The sequence below is a fragment of the Neobacillus sp. YIM B06451 genome (genome assembly GCF_032667185.1).
Classification (GTDB): Bacteria; Bacillota; Bacilli; order Bacillales; family Cytobacillaceae; genus Bacillus_D.
Genome location: NZ_JAVFKJ010000001.1, coordinates 899164 through 915478 on the forward strand (window position 1 = coordinate 899164; position 16315 = coordinate 915478).

At 44.6% G+C, this 16315-nt stretch carries 14 protein-coding genes; 6 read left to right on the plus strand and 8 right to left on the minus strand.

Annotated elements, in window-relative coordinates:
- Positions 1-180: 180 nt before the first annotated feature.
- Both RB160_RS04370 and RB160_RS04375 read right to left on the minus strand, forming a co-directional pair.
- Entirely contained in the window at positions 181-849 is a 669-nt protein-coding gene (locus RB160_RS04370) for a DUF975 family protein (protein WP_316568979.1), read from the minus strand.
- A gap of 151 nt (positions 850-1000) precedes the next feature.
- Positions 1001-2032 (minus strand): LLM class flavin-dependent oxidoreductase, encoded by a 1032-nt coding sequence (locus RB160_RS04375; protein ID WP_316568980.1) that lies wholly within the window; start codon positions 2030-2032, stop codon positions 1001-1003.
- A 170-nt stretch (positions 2033-2202) separates the two neighbouring features.
- On the opposite strand from RB160_RS04375, the gene RB160_RS04380 reads away from it, so the two are divergent.
- Complete coding sequence (locus tag RB160_RS04380; RefSeq protein WP_316568981.1) at positions 2203-3489, plus strand: aldehyde dehydrogenase; 1287 nt, start codon at positions 2203-2205, stop codon at positions 3487-3489.
- A gap of 136 nt (positions 3490-3625) precedes the next feature.
- Here the strand turns inward: RB160_RS04380 and RB160_RS04385 are convergent, their stop codons facing one another.
- Positions 3626-4144: a MerR family transcriptional regulator gene (locus RB160_RS04385; RefSeq protein ID WP_316568982.1), complete on the minus strand. Its 519-nt coding sequence runs from the start codon at positions 4142-4144 to the stop codon at positions 3626-3628.
- Positions 4145-4185: 41 nt separating this feature from the next.
- The gene (locus RB160_RS04390) at positions 4186-5133 is read right to left on the minus strand and encodes a MerR family transcriptional regulator (RefSeq protein ID WP_316568983.1); all 948 of its coding nucleotides are present in this window, start codon (positions 5131-5133) and stop codon (positions 4186-4188) included.
- A 511-nt stretch (positions 5134-5644) separates the two neighbouring features.
- Between RB160_RS04390 and RB160_RS04395 the strand changes: the two genes are divergently transcribed.
- The gene (locus RB160_RS04395) at positions 5645-6091 is read left to right on the plus strand and encodes a ferritin family protein (RefSeq protein WP_316568984.1); all 447 of its coding nucleotides are present in this window, start codon (positions 5645-5647) and stop codon (positions 6089-6091) included.
- A 790-nt stretch (positions 6092-6881) separates the two neighbouring features.
- The gene (locus tag RB160_RS04400) at positions 6882-8132 is read left to right on the plus strand and encodes an MFS transporter (protein WP_316568985.1); all 1251 of its coding nucleotides are present in this window, start codon (positions 6882-6884) and stop codon (positions 8130-8132) included.
- A 423-nt stretch (positions 8133-8555) separates the two neighbouring features.
- Here RB160_RS04400 and RB160_RS04405 read toward each other — a convergent pair whose 3' ends face one another.
- Positions 8556-8708, minus strand: coding sequence for a hypothetical protein (locus RB160_RS04405; protein ID WP_316568986.1), 153 nt, complete (start codon positions 8706-8708; stop codon positions 8556-8558).
- Between the two features lie 378 nt (positions 8709-9086).
- Between RB160_RS04405 and RB160_RS04410 the strand changes: the two genes are divergently transcribed.
- Both RB160_RS04410 and RB160_RS04415 read left to right on the plus strand, forming a co-directional pair.
- A complete protein-coding gene (locus RB160_RS04410; RefSeq protein WP_316568987.1) occupies positions 9087-9575 on the plus strand; it encodes a L,D-transpeptidase family protein in 489 nt (162 codons plus the stop codon).
- 219 nt (positions 9576-9794) lie between these two features.
- The gene (locus tag RB160_RS04415; protein WP_316568988.1) at positions 9795-11033 is read left to right on the plus strand and encodes an ATP-binding protein; all 1239 of its coding nucleotides are present in this window, start codon (positions 9795-9797) and stop codon (positions 11031-11033) included.
- Between the two features lie 251 nt (positions 11034-11284).
- Here the strand turns inward: RB160_RS04415 and RB160_RS04420 are convergent, their stop codons facing one another.
- A complete protein-coding gene (locus tag RB160_RS04420) occupies positions 11285-12634 on the minus strand; it encodes an alkaline phosphatase family protein (RefSeq protein ID WP_316568989.1) in 1350 nt (449 codons plus the stop codon).
- A gap of 193 nt (positions 12635-12827) precedes the next feature.
- Between RB160_RS04420 and RB160_RS04425 the strand changes: the two genes are divergently transcribed.
- Positions 12828-13598, plus strand: a complete 771-nt coding sequence (locus RB160_RS04425) for a thermonuclease family protein (RefSeq protein ID WP_316568990.1) — start codon at positions 12828-12830, stop codon at positions 13596-13598.
- A 96-nt stretch (positions 13599-13694) separates the two neighbouring features.
- Here the strand turns inward: RB160_RS04425 and mntR are convergent, their stop codons facing one another.
- Together mntR and RB160_RS04435 are read right to left on the minus strand one after the other, a co-directional pair.
- Positions 13695-14114: a transcriptional regulator MntR gene (gene mntR, locus RB160_RS04430; RefSeq protein ID WP_316568991.1), complete on the minus strand. Its 420-nt coding sequence runs from the start codon at positions 14112-14114 to the stop codon at positions 13695-13697.
- A gap of 238 nt (positions 14115-14352) precedes the next feature.
- Positions 14353-16194: a M6 family metalloprotease domain-containing protein gene (locus RB160_RS04435; RefSeq protein ID WP_316568992.1), complete on the minus strand. Its 1842-nt coding sequence runs from the start codon at positions 16192-16194 to the stop codon at positions 14353-14355.
- Between the last annotated feature and the right edge of the window lie 121 nt (positions 16195-16315).

Below are 16315 nucleotides of genomic sequence, written 5' to 3' on the forward strand. Positions count from 1 at the left end.
GATAACTAGTAATTGATGAAGACACTTTCGGAGGGGAAACCCATTCAAAAATGTCTTCATAGCAGTTACGCAAAGATACTGTGTCTGTCCCTGTACAGGAGGGGACGTAAAAAGCGGCCACCACACTGGAGGCCGCTTTTTAGCTTATTCGAATTTACACCATTTTTTTCAAAGAGCCAGTTATTCGATTGCTGCCGCCATCTGGGCGTCGCGGTTTTCAATCAGCCTCTGGTAGAAGGATGCAAGTGACGCCGTCATATAAGGAGCAAGCCAGATAAAGCCGATTCCAAGCGTCAAAATACAGAGCAAGCCCCAGCCGATGAAGCTAAGGTTCAGAAGGAAGTACTTGCCTTTGTACCCGTCCATCAGCTTTCTGCTTTGTGTGATTGCGTCGTTGAGGACGATTCCCGGATTATCCTTAAGGATAAAGAAAGTTTGCGAATAGGCGAGTCCTTTAATTATCCCAGGAATGAACAAAAGCAGTGACCAAAGGACTGTATAAATGGTTACAAGCAAGTAAAGGCCGAGCATTTTGATATACATGATCCCCGAAAGATTGCTAAAAAGGCTGCCGATAGTCACTTCGCGGCCTCGCCGTATATCCAGGAACACCCAATATAAGCTTAACAGCAACGGAGCAAAAGCCAACGAAATAACGGTTGATAGTCCGGCAGCAGCAGGATTCGAGTCCTGATTAACCCAGGCTCCAAAGCCTCCACTAGCGATTATTTCCGCGGCCATAGGGACTATCAAATAAATCGCATACGTTATAATCATTAGGAGAATCGCAATTCCCCACCGCCCTTTAAGTGAAGCGAGGGCGTCTTTCTTAATGTCTCTGATTCTCAATCTCTTTCCCCCTATAGAAATAGTAATTATATTGCTAGTATATAGCAAAAAGGATGAGATTGGTTGTATGATTTTACTGGAAATTGAAAATGTTGGCTTACTACGAAGAAAATCCCGCCGAATTTTGGCGGGATTTACCGTATTTAATCCATTATTTTTCAGTATGATTCAATTCCTTCATGATTTCAGCTGCTACTTCAAACGATTTGAGCCGTTCCTGATGGTCGAAGATTTGCGCGTTGATGATGACTTCATCTACCTCAGTTTCTTCTAGGAAGGCATGAAGCTTTTCTTTTACGGATTCCTTTGTGCCGGTTATCGTCGAGGAAAGTCTGCCCTCGAGAAGGGTTAGTTCATATGGACTGGCAATCTCCTCAATGTTTTCCACTGGCGGCTGAAGTTTTACCGGGCGGTTCCTAAGCAGGGAAAGGAATTGTTGCTGCATGGAGGTTGCGAGGAATTCGGCTTTTTCTTCTGAATCGGAAGCGATGATATTGACCCCTGCCATGCTGTATGGATCTTCCAGTACTTCTGAAGGCTGGAATGTTTGCCGATAAAGGTTTAAAGCGGCCAGGGTATTTTCAGGCGCGAAATGGCTGGCGAACGCGAATGGCAGGCCAAGCTTTCCAGCCAGCTGCGCGCTAAAGCCGCTTGATCCAAGCAGCCAGATTGGGACATCCAAGCCTTCTCCCGGAATCGCCCGAACATGAATGACGCCTTCACGCCTTGATGGATCGAAATACGCCCTAAGCTCTTCCACCTGGTTCGGAAAATCATCCGCGTTCATTCGCCAATCCCTTCTGAGGGCCGAGGTAGTGAGCTGGTCGGTTCCTGGTGCGCGTCCAAGCCCAAGGTCAATCCGGCCGGGAAATAAGGATTCCAGCGTACCGAATTGCTCGGCAATCACCAAAGGAGAATGGTTCGGCAGCATGATGCCCCCTGATCCCACCCGAATCGTTTCCGTATGGGCGGCGACCTGGCCAATTACAACGGCAGTAGCGGAGCTTGCGATGCCAGGCATATTATGGTGTTCAGCAAGCCAATAGCGTGTATAGCCCCATTTTTCCGCATTTCTTGCGAGGTCGATTGTGTTCCGAAGTGAATCTGCTGCTGTGCTGCCCTCAACAATAGGGGAAAGGTCGAGGACAGAAAAGCGGACTTGCTTTCTATTATTTATCGTCATTAATATCACTTCTTTCAATTATTGCTGTCAAAGTGATTGTAACAAGGAAAAGCCTTTTCTCAAAACGGGGTGCTCTGGAAGGCTGGAATGGAAAGGCCGTAATCTTGCACTCGCCAATGGGAAACTTTACGATAGAAGCAACAGCGAGCAATACGAAGGGGGCTTCCTCTATGAGTACATATTCTAGCCTGGTCGAGAGGCAGAAGGCATTTTTTTCAACAGGAAAGACTAAGGATATCCATTTCAGGAAAGAGGCCCTGTCAAAACTACGCAGCTTGATAAAAACGCATGAGCGTGAATTGATGGATGCATTGAAGCGGGATTTGAATAAAAGTGAGTTTGAAGCCTATTTAACGGAGATTGGCGTCGTCGTAAGTGAATTGAATTTTACCGAAAAGCATATTGGCAAATGGGCTGGACCCCGTAAAGTGAAATCCACGGTCGCCATGGCCGGATCTAAAAGCTATATTTATCCGGAACCATACGGTGTCGCCCTCATCATATCCCCTTGGAATTATCCTTTCCAGCTTGCGGTTGCACCGCTGATTGGCGCGATTGCAGCAGGTAACTGCGCAATCCTCAAGCCTTCCGAACTGACGCCTGCAACATCGGGGCTTTTGGCAGATTTGGTTGGGAAAACGTTCCCCGAAGATTACATCGCTGTTGTTGAAGGGGACGCCGAAGCAAGCCGAGGATTATTGGACTCCAATGTGGACTACATCTTTTTCACAGGAAGCGTACCTGTAGGAAAGATTATCATGGAGGCGGCGGCCAAAAACCTTACCCCGGTAACACTGGAACTAGGCGGGAAAAGCCCGTGCATCGTCCACAGTGACGCGAACCTTGAACTTGCCGCTAAACGGATCGCGTGGGGAAAGTACATCAATGCTGGACAAACCTGTGTCGCGCCTGATTATCTTTATGTGGAAAAATCGATAAAGGATAAGTTTATTCGCCTGCTTGGCGAGGCAGTTTCGACAATTTACGGTTCAGCGCCGCATGAGCGGGAAACCTTCACACGAATCGTCAGCAAACGCCATTTCGACAGGCTCAGCAGATTCCTTGTGAACGGAAGGGTTCTTTTTGGAGGGAGGCAAAACCCTGAACGACTTTTGATTGAACCGACCGCGATTGACAACGTGGACTGGGAGTCGCCTGTCATGCAGGAGGAAATTTTCGGGCCTATTTTACCAGTGCTTGAGTACGATTCGCTATCTGAAGTTGTCAGAAAGGTAAATGATCAGCCGAAGCCCCTGGCCTTGTATCTTTTTTCCGAAAGCAAAGAGGTTCAGAAGGAGATTCTCGCGAACATTTCCTTTGGCGGCGGCTGCATCAATGATACTGTCATGCATCTTGCTTCACCTTATCTTCGTTTGGCGGGGTGGGGGAGAGCGGGATCGGTGCCTACCACGGGAAGGCCAGCTTTGATGTTTTTTCCCATGATAAAAGCATCATGAAACAGACAACCAAATTCGATTTGCCCTTCCGGTACCAGCATACAAAAGATGCGCTTAGGAAAATCAAATTGTTTTTAAAATAGCCGCTACCTTCAAAAGAAAGAAGGCGCACGGCTGTTGTGCGCCTTTTTAGAGTTTAAAATCCAAAGAACATACTCATGAATTTGCGTTTTTTCTTTCTTTTTCCAAGTGTTGCAGTATCCAGCCCATGTGGTGCCGCGCTTTGAAGCTCCACTGTTGCAGCAGGCTGTTCCCACTTTTCAATGACAGCGGTAAGGATGGCCACCTGCGTTTGGAGTTCCTCGATTTCTTTTCGGTGCTGGAGGAGCTGATAGGCGGTAACCGAATCGGCTTTCGTATCTATCCGCCTTTCCAGGTCAGTAAACATATCCAGGATTTTGTCCATGTCAGGATGCACTTCAATGGCTTTGACATTTCCTTTTCTCGATTGTTTTTCATTCACGGGTGCGATGTCTTGCAAAAGGGCGCCATTCTGGATTTGTTCACGGATGTTTTCAAGCAGGGCGATGTCTTCATCTTTAAAGGTATAGTGGCCGCGCTCATTCCGTTCCATCGGTAAATTCAGCTGTTTGACCCATCGTTGAATCGTGCTTGTAGACACTCCAAGAAGTTTGGCAACTTCGCTTGAATTCATTTTTATTCCCCCGTTTTGATAATGAGCTTTTTAAAAAAACATCAATTCGTTTGTCTGCCCCAGAATTTCCACCATCTTTTCTCTTTTGCGGCGGCGGTGTCCCTAAAGCTTGAGACGATTTCTTGAAGCAATTCTTCCCGCCGATCCATTTCCTGGCTATGTACCACCCGCTCCATATGCAAGGTTTCTAGGTAAAATTCCCTGTCCTTGGCCATTGTTTCATTAAAGCTCTCCACTACGCTTTCGGTTACTAAATTGGAATCCGCCATCGATTTGATCAGGGCTTTCATTTCTTTTGACGACCGTTCCGATTGTTGGGTTATCCTTTTGTGTAGGTTTGCGAATTGTTCGGAGCTTGCCTTCGAAACATTCGAAATGCTGTTGGAAAGGAAGCGGGCTGTTTCGGAAGCTTGTTCCGAAGACCTCGCAACCTCAAAAGATAGTTCTTCAACTTCCGCGGCAACACGTTCCCCGGATTTATAAATGGAATCGGATAAGGTTTTTACTGTGTTAAGTGATCCTTTCGATACCTCCTTTTTTACTTCCTCAATTAGTTCCTTTCGAATCGTACCTCGAATTTCTTCCCTAACTCCAGCAAGAAAATCCTGCTTGTACATTTCCATTGCTGAGAAAAATGCTTCCATATCCAAAGTTGGCGAAGAAGGTTCGGAAGGGACAGGCTTTGTTTCCCCAACTACCGTAATTGGTGCTGCGAGCGTTTCGGAAGCTGCCTCCGAACTCTGCCTGAAATGTTCCAGAATTAATTCCCTGATCATTTCCTTGCCAAGGTTTTTCTCGCGCATTTGCTTGATTTTTACTAAAAGGCTGATTTCCGTATCGGTATAAAACCGTGAACCCTGCCTTGTACGTGGAATCGTTAGCAGCCCAGTGAAGTCGCTTTCCCACTGGCGGAGCGTACCTTGGGGAACATTGATAATCCTGGAAACCTCCTTGATTGTATATGCCTTCATGATTTGTCCTTCTTTCATCTGCACGCATCCTCTCTTTGAAAATGTCATTCAAAGCTTTAAAAAAATTGGTAATTTATAAATTTAGCTGAAAAAGCGGCGTTTTCCTGCATCATGACAAAAGCTATCAAAACTAGTGGGAAACTGAGCAAATCAAACAAAGGCTAAAGAATTTGCCATCTCGACACGAAAAAGCTTTGGCGAAAAATAATGTTCCCGACATACAGACAAATTTTTTAGGCTATCCGAAAAAGGCAATCAAACCGCCTCCATAAGATTGCTGCAGGGCACGTTTCTTCATCAAGACCGTTTCGCTAAGAAAAATTACTCAAAACGGTCCTGAGACCCATCGTTAAGACCTTTTCGCTAAGGGAAAGCTCTCAAAACGGTCCTGACACACCCCATCAAGACAGGTTCGCTTGTAACGGTCCTATGAACGAATTAGATTACTAGACATCAAATACCGCCACCGAACAGTAAGCATTACTCACCAGCTTCCCAGTCCGCCCATATATTAAAGGAAGGAGGAGGGATGAGAATGTACCCAAATTATTATGAGAATGATTTTTACAGGAGGCAGCAGGAGCAGCTTGCGGCCGATATACTGCGGGCAATCAATGGGGAATTTTCCGCAATCCAGTGCTACGAGCGGATTGCGAGACTCGCGCCAAATGAACGGGTACGCCGGCAAATTAGGGAAATTAGGGAGGATGAGCAGAGGCATTACAACGAGTTTGTCAGGATTTACACACGCATGACTGGAAGGCAGCCGGATGTCCAGGCAATTGAAGTCTGTCCATCAACCTATAGAGAAGGCCTTGATTTCGCGTTCCATGATGAGCAGGAAACAGTTGATTTCTATCACCGAATAGCGCTGGAAACAACGTCCCCTGAAGTTCGGGAAGCTTTCAGGAATGCAGCGGCTGATGAGCAAAACCATGCAGTTTGGTTTTTGTATTTCATGACGGCCGGCCGCTGAGATAAAGCATTAACCCTACAGAACCTATCCAAAAAACCCTTTAATGCCACTCCTGGCAGGGAAAAGGATTTGTAATCGCAGACAGGCCAAAATGGATAACCCTATGGCCTGTTTGTTTTTAGTCATCAAATGTTTCATGCACCAGAAGGAAATCTTTTGTATGTCATACCGAAAACCACAAACCCGGACGCGGTAAAGAAAAATGGTACTGCAAACTTTGAAAAATGATCAAGAAAAAATAGCCCAGTTGGTCGTGCTAGAAAATGTGTGGATGATTACAACTGCCGTAATAGCAAAAATTTAACAAAATCAATCGCATAATTTCTTCCCATGATATATTTCCTCAAGTCCTGTCACGTTATATAATCCAGTACTGCCAAAGTGAAAACAATTATTTTACTTGCTATACTTAAAGAATGCCCCTCACTAATGGGAAGTAAGATCCCCTCCTCAAGAATCCAAGTTTGAAACAACCACCCGTAAAAGCCTGATTGATGATTCACTTTATCCGCCCGCCTTTAACCAAATTTTAACAACCAGAATAACATTGGTCCTATTGATATTTAAGGGATAAAAAGGTAATATGTTGATACTAAAGCGAGAAAGGGTGGCCTGGGGCGATGATGATATAATCCTATTTCAGAAAAACGCTCGCAGTTAAATTGGAGACAAACACATTTTTCTGGATGGGATAGGTATTGTCTTTAGGTGAAATAGAATTGCGGGGGGACCCTGTTTTCTTTTGCCCAAATGATAGCCTTCTGTCCAGAAAGGGATAGGGGGATTTTTTATGTCCGAGATAACTGGAAATGAAAAACTGGGAATGGGGGCATTGTTCCGTAACCAGGTAATTAGGACAATATTGATGTCTATGTTATTCCTGCAAATTGGAATTTGGGTTAGGAACTATTCCATTCTGTTATTTGTAATTGAAAAGACCGATAGCGACCCGATTGCGGTTTCGCTTATTTCAGTTGCTGAGTTTGCACCAATCTTTTTATTTTCAATTATAGGCGGAACATTTGCCGACAGGTGGCGGCCAAAGAAGACCATGATTTGGTGTGACATATTAAGTGCAGTGTCTGTATTTATCGTAATGTTGACGTTATTTTTTGGCAGTTGGAAAGTAGTTTTCTTTGCAACGTTGGTATCTTCAATCCTTTCACAATTTTCACAGCCGTCCGGCATGAAGTTGTTTAAACTGCATGTTCCTGCAGAACTTGTCCAGATGGGGATGTCCATGTACCAAACACTTTTTGCTTTCTTTTTGATTTTGGGACCGGTTTTGGGCACATTCGTCTATCAGCATTTTGGTATCCTGGCAGCGATTGCCATTATGGGGTTTGCGTTTATTTGTTCGGCAGCTGTCCTGCTAATGCTTCCGGCTGATCCGGCTTTAACAGAAGTAAAGCAGAAGACTACATTGGTAGACGAAATGAAGGCAGGTTTCCGTTATGTTTGGAACCGCAGGGCCTTAATCTTGCTTGGTGGTTGTTTTGCTGTATCCGGGTTGGCTATCGGTTTGACGCAGCCACTGGGTGTATTCCTGATCACAGAGAGGCTTGGGCTTCCTAAAGAAAATTTACAATGGCTCATGGCTGCATTTGGAGTCGGCATGATTCTTGGTGGAGGCATAACAGTAGCAATTGCCCGAAAGGTACAGCCCCAGGTGCTTCTTGCCATTGGGATGGCAGCAAGTGTCATTGGTTTCATTGGAATGGGCATGTCGACAGCACTCTGGCTGACCCTTGCAGCACAGTTTTTTTCAGGTTTATTCATGCCATGCATTCAAATTGGAATCAATACAATGATTTTGCAAAACACAGAGGAATCTTTCATTGGAAGAGTGAATGGATTATTAAATCCGATTTTCATGGGTGCTACGGTCCTGACAATGTCGATTGCAGGCTGGCTAAAGACACATTTATCGATCGTTTACATTTACGAAACATCGGCGATTCTTCTCATTATTGGAATTATCGTCCTGCTGCCTTTATTGAAAAAGAATCCGGGCAGCATTGGACATAAGGAAGGAATATAAATAAGGAGGCGTAGAGCAAATTTTTGCTGTGCGCTTTTTTAGCACTGAGCCTATTTTATTGGATTGAAATCATGTTTTTGATATTGTCACCGCACATAATGATTTTATTGATGATAGTGGAGGCTTTTAGTCCGCAAGCACAGTCTTTTATTAACTGTTATCATACGATAATACCGATAAACAATAAAAGGCTGGATCAGTTTTCTTGTTTCCGTCGGCTTGCAAATGATATTTATTTGCGAGATTGCTAAAGTGGATGGAGGGCAGTGATATGGACCATGCTCCGAGCTGGATTGGAAATGTCAAGGCAAAGTATGTAGATGCCTACGATAGATTAGGGAAGGGTTATAAAAAACAGTAAAATATTCTTCTCCTTTAAAAAATAGACCCTGCCGATTTGGCAGGGGTCTGAATACTTTAAACTTATTCCTCTGAATCTTCTTCAGTTTCGGTTTCTTCAGTGTCAGGATCTTCTGCATCTGTATCATCACTGCTGCAACCTGTGGCAATACCTGTTAACATGAAAGCTGCCAAGAACGCTAATAGCCCTTTTTTCATTCCCTTTATATCTTTCATTTTCCTTTGCCTCCTTAATAGTTGCGAGATTGACTTACAGGCCTATCATACAGTAGAAAGAACTTAAAAACAGTTAAATTAACAATTCTTTACAAGAGTAGGCGGCAAATGTTAAATTCTTCACCCTCGATTAACAAAATTTACCCAATATAAATTTCCAATTATTGTTGAACTCATGGCTTTTTAGCATTGTATATTTTTTTCTTCCGCATTAGTACCATTAATGAGTCGCCTCCACGCTATTGAAATAGCCTTTTTATAAGGAAAAGGGTGCTATTTTTAATGTATTTCCAAGCCATAAAATCCTTGGGACATAGGGAAGAGCAGGCAACTGCCCGGGTATACATGAATAGGATATGAAAAAAAGGCGTGAAACCAATGGTGCATATAGTTAAACCGGGCGAGACGCTTGCCATCATTGCGATGAACTACAGAGTCAGCCTCCGCAGCCTCCGAAGGGCCAATCCAGGCGTCGCGGCAGTACAGCCTGGACAGCGGATCACGATTCCAGTCCTGCCCAATCCGAATTCGATTCCTTACCATATTGATATTTCGGTAAAAAAGAGGACTCTGGCCCTCTTTAAAGACGGAAGGTTCGTGAAAGTTTATCCGATTGCGGTCGGGAAAATGCTGACTGCAACGCCTACAGGGGAGTTTGTCATTGTAAACAGACAGCCGAATCCAGGCGGCCCGTTCGGTGTCATGTGGCTGTCGCTATCGCGTGCGGGGTACGGAATCCATGGCACAAACCGGCCTTCTTCGATAGGGAAGGCTGTCTCCCATGGCTGCGTGAGGATGCACAATAAGGATGTTCTCGAACTGGCATCAATCGTCCCGAATGGAACAAGGGTCATCATCCGGAACTGACTCCGGATGTTGGCCCTTTCGTTTTTTAAAAAGCTCCCACATGAAAGGAAACTTTTAAAAAACCGAACATTGCTTCACTATTTTTTGCCATTTTTTGAAAATTTTAAAGGATTCCCGTCTTTTTTGTCGAATGTAAAGGAGTAGGCCATAACGTTTTTAAAATCGGCCCTTTTAATCAAACCTTTATACGCTCTTAACCTGTAATGGCGGGGTGCTTTCATGAAGATTGTCGGACGGATAACGATGGTGATCCTGTCGCTTGGTTTGCTATTATTTGATAAGTTTTACTATGGGGAAAATTTTTTTAGGCTCCACACCCTTTTCTTCATTGTGATGGCGTTTGTTGTTGGGTGGCAATACGACAGGCTTTCTTATTATGTAAAAAAAACGCAGGAGAGCGAGGACAGTTACAAGCGTTTAATCGAATCGTTGCCGGAAGCCGTCATCATCCACAGGGGTTATCAAGTCCTTTATGTCAATGAGGCAGCGGTTAAAATGATGCGGGCTGAAAATAAGGGGCAGCTCATTGGCCTGAATATTTTTGAATACACCGATTCCCAATATATTGACCGAGTAAAAGAAAGAATCAACCTCGCTGAGCAGGAACAAAGGCCACTCTCCATCATGGAATACAAGGTAAAGCGGCTGGACGGGGAACCCTTCTTTTTTGAAGCCTCCTCAATGGCGATAACATATGGGGGAAAGGATTGCCACCTAACACTTGGGAAAGATATTACGAACCGCAAGAAGGAGACGGACCGGCTCCTCCAGAAATCTGAAAAGCTTGCTCTCCTTGGCCAAATGGCGGCCGGAATCGCACATGAAATCCGGAATCCATTAACTTCTATTAAAGGGTTCATTCAACTTTTCAAAGCCGAAAACGATAAAAAAGAATATTACGATATCGTGCTTACGGAACTGGACAGAATAAACAGCATCGTCAGCGAATTTCTTTTGCTTGCAAAACCCACAGCCGCTGTTTTCCGGGAAGGCAATCTCGTACAGATTTTACGGGACGTTGTCACGTTAATTAACACGCAAACCGCTTTGAACAATGTTCAAATCACAACTGCTGTTGGGCCAAATATTCCACCAATCATATGCGAAGAGAATCAATTAAAGCAGGTCTTTATCAATCTTTTAAAAAATTCAATTGAAGCCATGCCTGAAGGCGGAAATATTTATATCAGTGTCCAGAAATCCCAGCCGGAGGAAGTGTTTGTAAAAATAGTGGATGAAGGAGTCGGAATCCCGGAGGAAAGAATGAAAACGATTGGCGAGCCATTTTACACGACAAAGGAAAAGGGGACTGGGCTCGGGCTGATGACCTGTTTCAAAATCATTGAAAGCCACAATGGCAAACTTATTTTTTCAAGTAAGGTAGGAGTAGGGACTTCTATTATCATCGTCTTGCCGGCCATGACGAGGTCGCACCTTAAAAAGGAAATAGAGGAGTAGGGATAAAACGATAGGTATGTGACTGGGTCTCCTTATTCACTTAAAAAATATACAAAGAAACCCCTTCAGAAGACGGCCCGGGGGAGTTGGGCGTTTCCTGAGAAGGGGTTTTTCCTATTATTGACACTTCCAGAAATTTTTATGCAGTGTGATTGGCGATTCTTTTACCTAGAAAACTGTTTTGCGGATGAACGGAACGATCCAGCGGTTTAGGCCAAAACGGCCGGCGTTTTAACGGATGCCTTTAAAACTCAGGAAGTGATGAATGATTTATTAAGTTTAACGTTGCCAGGTGCTAATTCCAGTATTTCCTCCAAAATCCGGCCATCCGTATCGCCGAGGCTTACGCCTAACAGCCTTGCGAACGTTGGCCCTTCGTCAATAAGCTTCATCGAAGGAATGCGGACCCCATTAAGCACGCCCTTGCCCTTAGCAAAAAAGACTGTGCTGTAGTTTTCCTTGAACGGAGAATAGCCGTGGCACGCAAACGAAAAGTTTTTATTCAAAACAGACTCTTTGGTGACATCCTCAAGGAACATTCCTTCATGATTATCCTCAAAATAAAACCCTTTTACTGCCTCCAGCATGAAATCAGCGTTTCCGTCAGCACCCATTTGCTTAGCTTCACGGCTAGAGTAGACTTTTTCAATTCCGTTCCGTTTATCGTGATGGAGTGAGTCAATCACGTTTTCAACTGCTCTCTTCGTTTCAGTATCCGCTGGGTTATTTACATACAGATAGGCGGACCCGTCACAGCTTTTGCAGTAAGCTTTCCAGCCGGTTATTTTTCCGGTTATGTCTGTTTTGATCAAACCCTTTTCCTTTAATAGCACATTCATCTTTATCGCTTTCGATACATCCAGAGCGCTGTGGTCACCTAGAATAAAGACCGTAGAGGAGTCAGACAATCCCGCTTCCTGAATAGCCCGTAACACCCTTCCAAGCCTTTTGTCATGGCGTTTTAGTGCGGCATTCGCTTCCTTCGATGAAAAGCCGTGATGATGGCGCTGCGAATCAAGGTCAACAAAATGGACGAGCATCAACCCGGGCTTTTTAGCCTTGATTGTATGGACGGTTGACTCAAGGACAAAGTCGTCAAGCTCAGGCTGTTTGATTCCTCTGCGGATTTTGCCGAACCGGGCTTCCATTTCCATTTGATAAAGGGGAGTGCCATTCAAAAGGGACACCATCACTTGATTTTGCCAAGGCCTGTTTGCGAAAATTTCAGGCATATTGTAGTCGATTTTCGCTTTGGCAGTTACCGGCCAGAGGAGCGCGGCTGTTTTCATACCAGCTTTTTTCGCTTCATCATACAGCGTTGTCCCGTTAATAGTGCGCCGATGCCAGTACCAGTCGGGGGAAGTCCTTCCCGGCTGAATGAAAGTGTTGTTCACGACACCGTGCTTACTAGGATACTTACCTGTAATAATTGAAGTGTGGCAAGGATACGTAACAGAAGGATAAATGGTTTGGACATTGGTACAATACGAGCTACCATCAATGAATGTTTTGAAGTTTGGAAGCTTTAACAGCGCTGGGACATCGAGTGAAGAAAGGCAATCAAATGATAAAACGATAAGGTGATTGGTTAGCGGGTTCATAACATCCTCCGTGAAAGAGTATGGTATATTGAAAGAAAAGCGGTGCGTTAAACATAGTAGATCGTCTTCAAAAACTTCGGACGCGCCTTTCCTGAATTTTACCACAATAAGAATAGACTGCGTCAGATAATGGGTTAAAAGTACAGCCTTTCAAAAGCGAAATAGGTGTTTCTTAGAAGAAGGTGGAGGGATTATGGCATCAAAAGGTTGGAAATGGTTTTTTGTGGCATTGTTGTCTTTATTGGTCGCGACAGGATGCTCTCTTCCTTTGAAAACCGAGGGCACTGAAACAGGAAAAGTTCCAGCCGAAATAAAATCGGCTAAGGTGCTTTATAAAGCAAAGGTAATTAGAAACATAGACGGGGACACAGTTGTCATTTCGCTGAAAGGAAAGGAAGAAACGGTGCGGCTTCTTTGTGTGGATACTCCTGAAACGCAGCACCCCCGCCTCGGTGTCCAGCCGTTCGGGCCGGAAGCATCCGATTTTGCAAAAAAGGTTCTCCATAAAGGAAAGGAAATTGAGGTTGAGCCAGGTATTAACTGGGGAAGGGACAAATATGGAAGGCTCCTTGCCTATGTGTATGTTGACGGCAAAATGTTCAATGAACTCCTACTTGAAAAAGGCCTTGCCCGGGTAGCCTATGTGTATCCGCCAAATACAAAATATGTAGACCGTTTTTATAAAATCCAAGATCAAGCGAAAAAGAAAGCCGTTGGTATTTGGTCCATTGAAAATTATGCGAAAGAGGAAGGGTACCAGTCTGACATTTCGGCTAAGGGAACAAACGGCGGGGATGCATCCAAAATCCAGGAAAAATGTGAAGGAAAAATAAAGGGGAATGCGAACTCAAAAATTTATCATGTTCCTGGGGGCACATATTACGAATCGGACATTAAGGAAATTGTCTGGTTTTGCACGGAAACTGATGCCCGGAAGGCAGGCTACCGGAAGTCAAAAAGGTGAGAAATACAGCTTGGGTGAGTACAATTGTTTAACCAGCTTTAATCACTCTTTTACTATTAAGAAAGGAAGCGTCCGCTACAACGGATGCTTCCTTTTTTAAAGTTCGTTTTTTTCCTGAAGTTCTTTCAGCCTGGTTGTAAGGGTTGGATCGTCTTGGAGGAGCTGGACAAGGTCGCCAATCCGGTCGATTGCATTCCAGCTTAAATGATGCTCGATTCCTTCTACATCTTCGTATATATTATCCTCGTCTACGCCAATGAGGGTTAAAAATTGCTCAAGCAAATCATGCCGGTAAACAAGGCGCTTACCAATTTTACGTCCTTTAGGAGTCAGCGCCAGCCCGCGATATTTTTCATAAACAAGATAGTCATCCTTATCGAGCTTTTGGACCATTTTTGTAACAGCGGAAGGCTGGACAGATAAATTGACAGCAATATCCGAAACCCGGGCATAGCCTTTTTGTTCAATTAGCAAATAAATTTGTTCAATATAATCTTCCATGCTCGGTGTCGGCATTTTCTTCCCACTTTCATCCTATACTATCTACTATTATATAAGACTGTGCCGAGCCTTACAAGATATCGAACTATTCTGCTGGGATGTGCTGGAGTCCGGCGGGGAGGGGGATTATTTAAAAGCGAGGGATGCCGCAAAAGATCATATTGAATAATCCCAACTAGTGTTTACCGAAAACTTGAACGTTTATTTTTTGAAAAAAACCGGGTCCCGAAAATCGGACCCGGCTTCGTTGAAATTACTTTTTGGAGCTATCGAAATTATAGAAGAACTTAGCGGTGATGGAACCGTCCTTGTTTTCCTTAATGTCCGTTACATGGATCCCTGAATCTGCTGGCGTGTCGCTGTAGCCTTTCCAGAAGTAATATGAACCAGTATGGACATTCCCGCTAACCGGGGTAAGCTTGTTGCCCGACTTAAAGAAGTCGCCGGCATTTCCGCGGTTCAAGTTCTTTTCTAGCTCATACAGGCCGTCCTTTTGAAGGACAGATAGGCCGTAATGGGTGACAACGGTGCCATCGCTGGCCGTTTGGGATTGGTTGTACTGGAATCGTTTGTTCATCCAGTTTTCAACATTGTTAGGGCGGAACCCGGCCGTTTGATACAGGCTGATGACATTTTCGTCAACATGCCAAGCTAAGAGGCCTTTGGAATCTTTGCCCTGTCGGATCAAGCCTTGGTTAAAGCCCTGCTGCTGGATGTTTTCAAATAGGAAGTACTCTGTTCCATTTGAACCCGGAACCTCCATTTTCACAATCGCATTATCTGCTTTTGCGGCATTGACTGGAGGAAGGGTTATTGTCTTGACGCCATCTTGAGGCTTTACTTCAACTGGTTCAACCCAACCAAGGAAGATCTTTGAGAACGGGTCGAAATGGGTAGGTGAGTTGCCTGAGAATGGAGCGGCATCAGGGAAACGCATCCACGAACCGCCGGCCATCATCGAATAGTTTCCTACACCTTCAGATGAATAAACTGTGTCATAGAAATCCGGCAATCCAAGCGCATGGCCGAACTCATGGGCATAAACCCCTGTTTGGGCAGGGAAAGGGCCCGATTTTAATTCTTCTTTATACGTGTCGGTTGCCGCATCATAACCCGCAACGTTTCCGCCAATTCCAGGCTGCATGTTGTAGTTGTTTACAATCACGCCATCGTAAGTCATGTCTTCAGCAATCGTTTTGTTCATCCAGTCTGACTGCTTCATGCCAGCATGGACATCAGCAGGTTTGCCAGTTTCATAGTATTTGCCGTAATAGAGCGCGCTCAGCAAGTTCCATTTGTGGGACCACCATTGAGCAGGGTCGCGGCTGAATTCCGCACCGGTTCCCTCATGGACGATGAACACATTCGGCACTTCGCCGTTTTCGGCGTATTTTGAGAAGTCGATTTGTTCATCCGCGGCTTTTAAAAGGTCGCGCACGAATTCACCAGTGTGTGCATCCCCGTTGACGTTTCCATACACATATTTTCCGTTTTCAGCATATTTTCCTTCCTGGTCAAGATAATAGGAAGCGCCCTTAGGCATTTCCACCCATTCAAAGTCGGCATCCTCAAGGTGGACAAGGTTCGTTTTCCCATAAGAGGACTCTTTATAGACATTCTGCATTGTTTTATTAGTCGGAGCCTTAACCCCGTTGACTTCCGCATACTTCTTGAATTGCGGCAATTCATAAGGATTGTATTCCGTACCAAAAATTAGATCCTCGTAATAATGTGCCGGTACTTGTCCAGGCATGTCCCCGACCGGTTCATCTTCATCCGGATATTTGGCTAGGATCACTAGCACCGGAATATCTCCAGACGCTTTTTTGTAAGCAACTTGATTGTTGCCTGCTTGCTTGAACTTGGCGCCGGTTTTTTCTGCGAATTTTTCGGCAGGATCAGCTTTGGAAAGGTCGATGCCAAGCTCTTTAGCCTTGTCGGCCAGTTCAGGAGCGGCACTAATATAATTCGCAAGGCTTAGGTCATAAGACGCCTTTGCTTTTGCCGCAGGCTCAGCCTGAGTTTGTACGCCTGCAAAGCCGATGCTTCCAGCTAAAACAAGCGCAATTGCAGATTTAGAAAGAACTTTTAACAATTATCACCACTCCTTTAAGAATTTACTATTCGAATATATCAGAATAATTCGCTAATTTAAACGAGACTTTCTATTCAAATTTCCCCCATATAAAACACAGGAATTGAAAAATTACATAAAA

Coding starts and splice junctions, on each gene's coding strand:
- RB160_RS04420 (WP_316568989.1), bottom strand. CDS start 12,634: ATGAACCCGCTAACCAATCACCTTATCGTTTTATCATTTGATTGCCTT.
- RB160_RS04425 (WP_316568990.1), top strand. CDS start 12,828: ATGGCATCAAAAGGTTGGAAATGGTTTTTTGTGGCATTGTTGTCTTTA.
- mntR (WP_316568991.1), bottom strand. CDS start 14,114: ATGCCGACACCGAGCATGGAAGATTATATTGAACAAATTTATTTGCTA.
- RB160_RS04380 (WP_316568981.1), top strand. CDS start 2,203: ATGAGTACATATTCTAGCCTGGTCGAGAGGCAGAAGGCATTTTTTTCA.
- RB160_RS04400 (WP_316568985.1), top strand. CDS start 6,882: ATGTCCGAGATAACTGGAAATGAAAAACTGGGAATGGGGGCATTGTTC.
- RB160_RS04385 (WP_316568982.1), bottom strand. CDS start 4,144: ATGAATTCAAGCGAAGTTGCCAAACTTCTTGGAGTGTCTACAAGCACG.
- RB160_RS04410 (WP_316568987.1), top strand. CDS start 9,087: ATGGTGCATATAGTTAAACCGGGCGAGACGCTTGCCATCATTGCGATG.
- RB160_RS04415 (WP_316568988.1), top strand. CDS start 9,795: ATGAAGATTGTCGGACGGATAACGATGGTGATCCTGTCGCTTGGTTTG.
- RB160_RS04405 (WP_316568986.1), bottom strand. CDS start 8,708: ATGAAAGATATAAAGGGAATGAAAAAAGGGCTATTAGCGTTCTTGGCA.
- RB160_RS04395 (WP_316568984.1), top strand. CDS start 5,645: ATGAGAATGTACCCAAATTATTATGAGAATGATTTTTACAGGAGGCAG.
- RB160_RS04375 (WP_316568980.1), bottom strand. CDS start 2,032: ATGACGATAAATAATAGAAAGCAAGTCCGCTTTTCTGTCCTCGACCTT.
- RB160_RS04390 (WP_316568983.1), bottom strand. CDS start 5,133: ATGAAAGAAGGACAAATCATGAAGGCATATACAATCAAGGAGGTTTCC.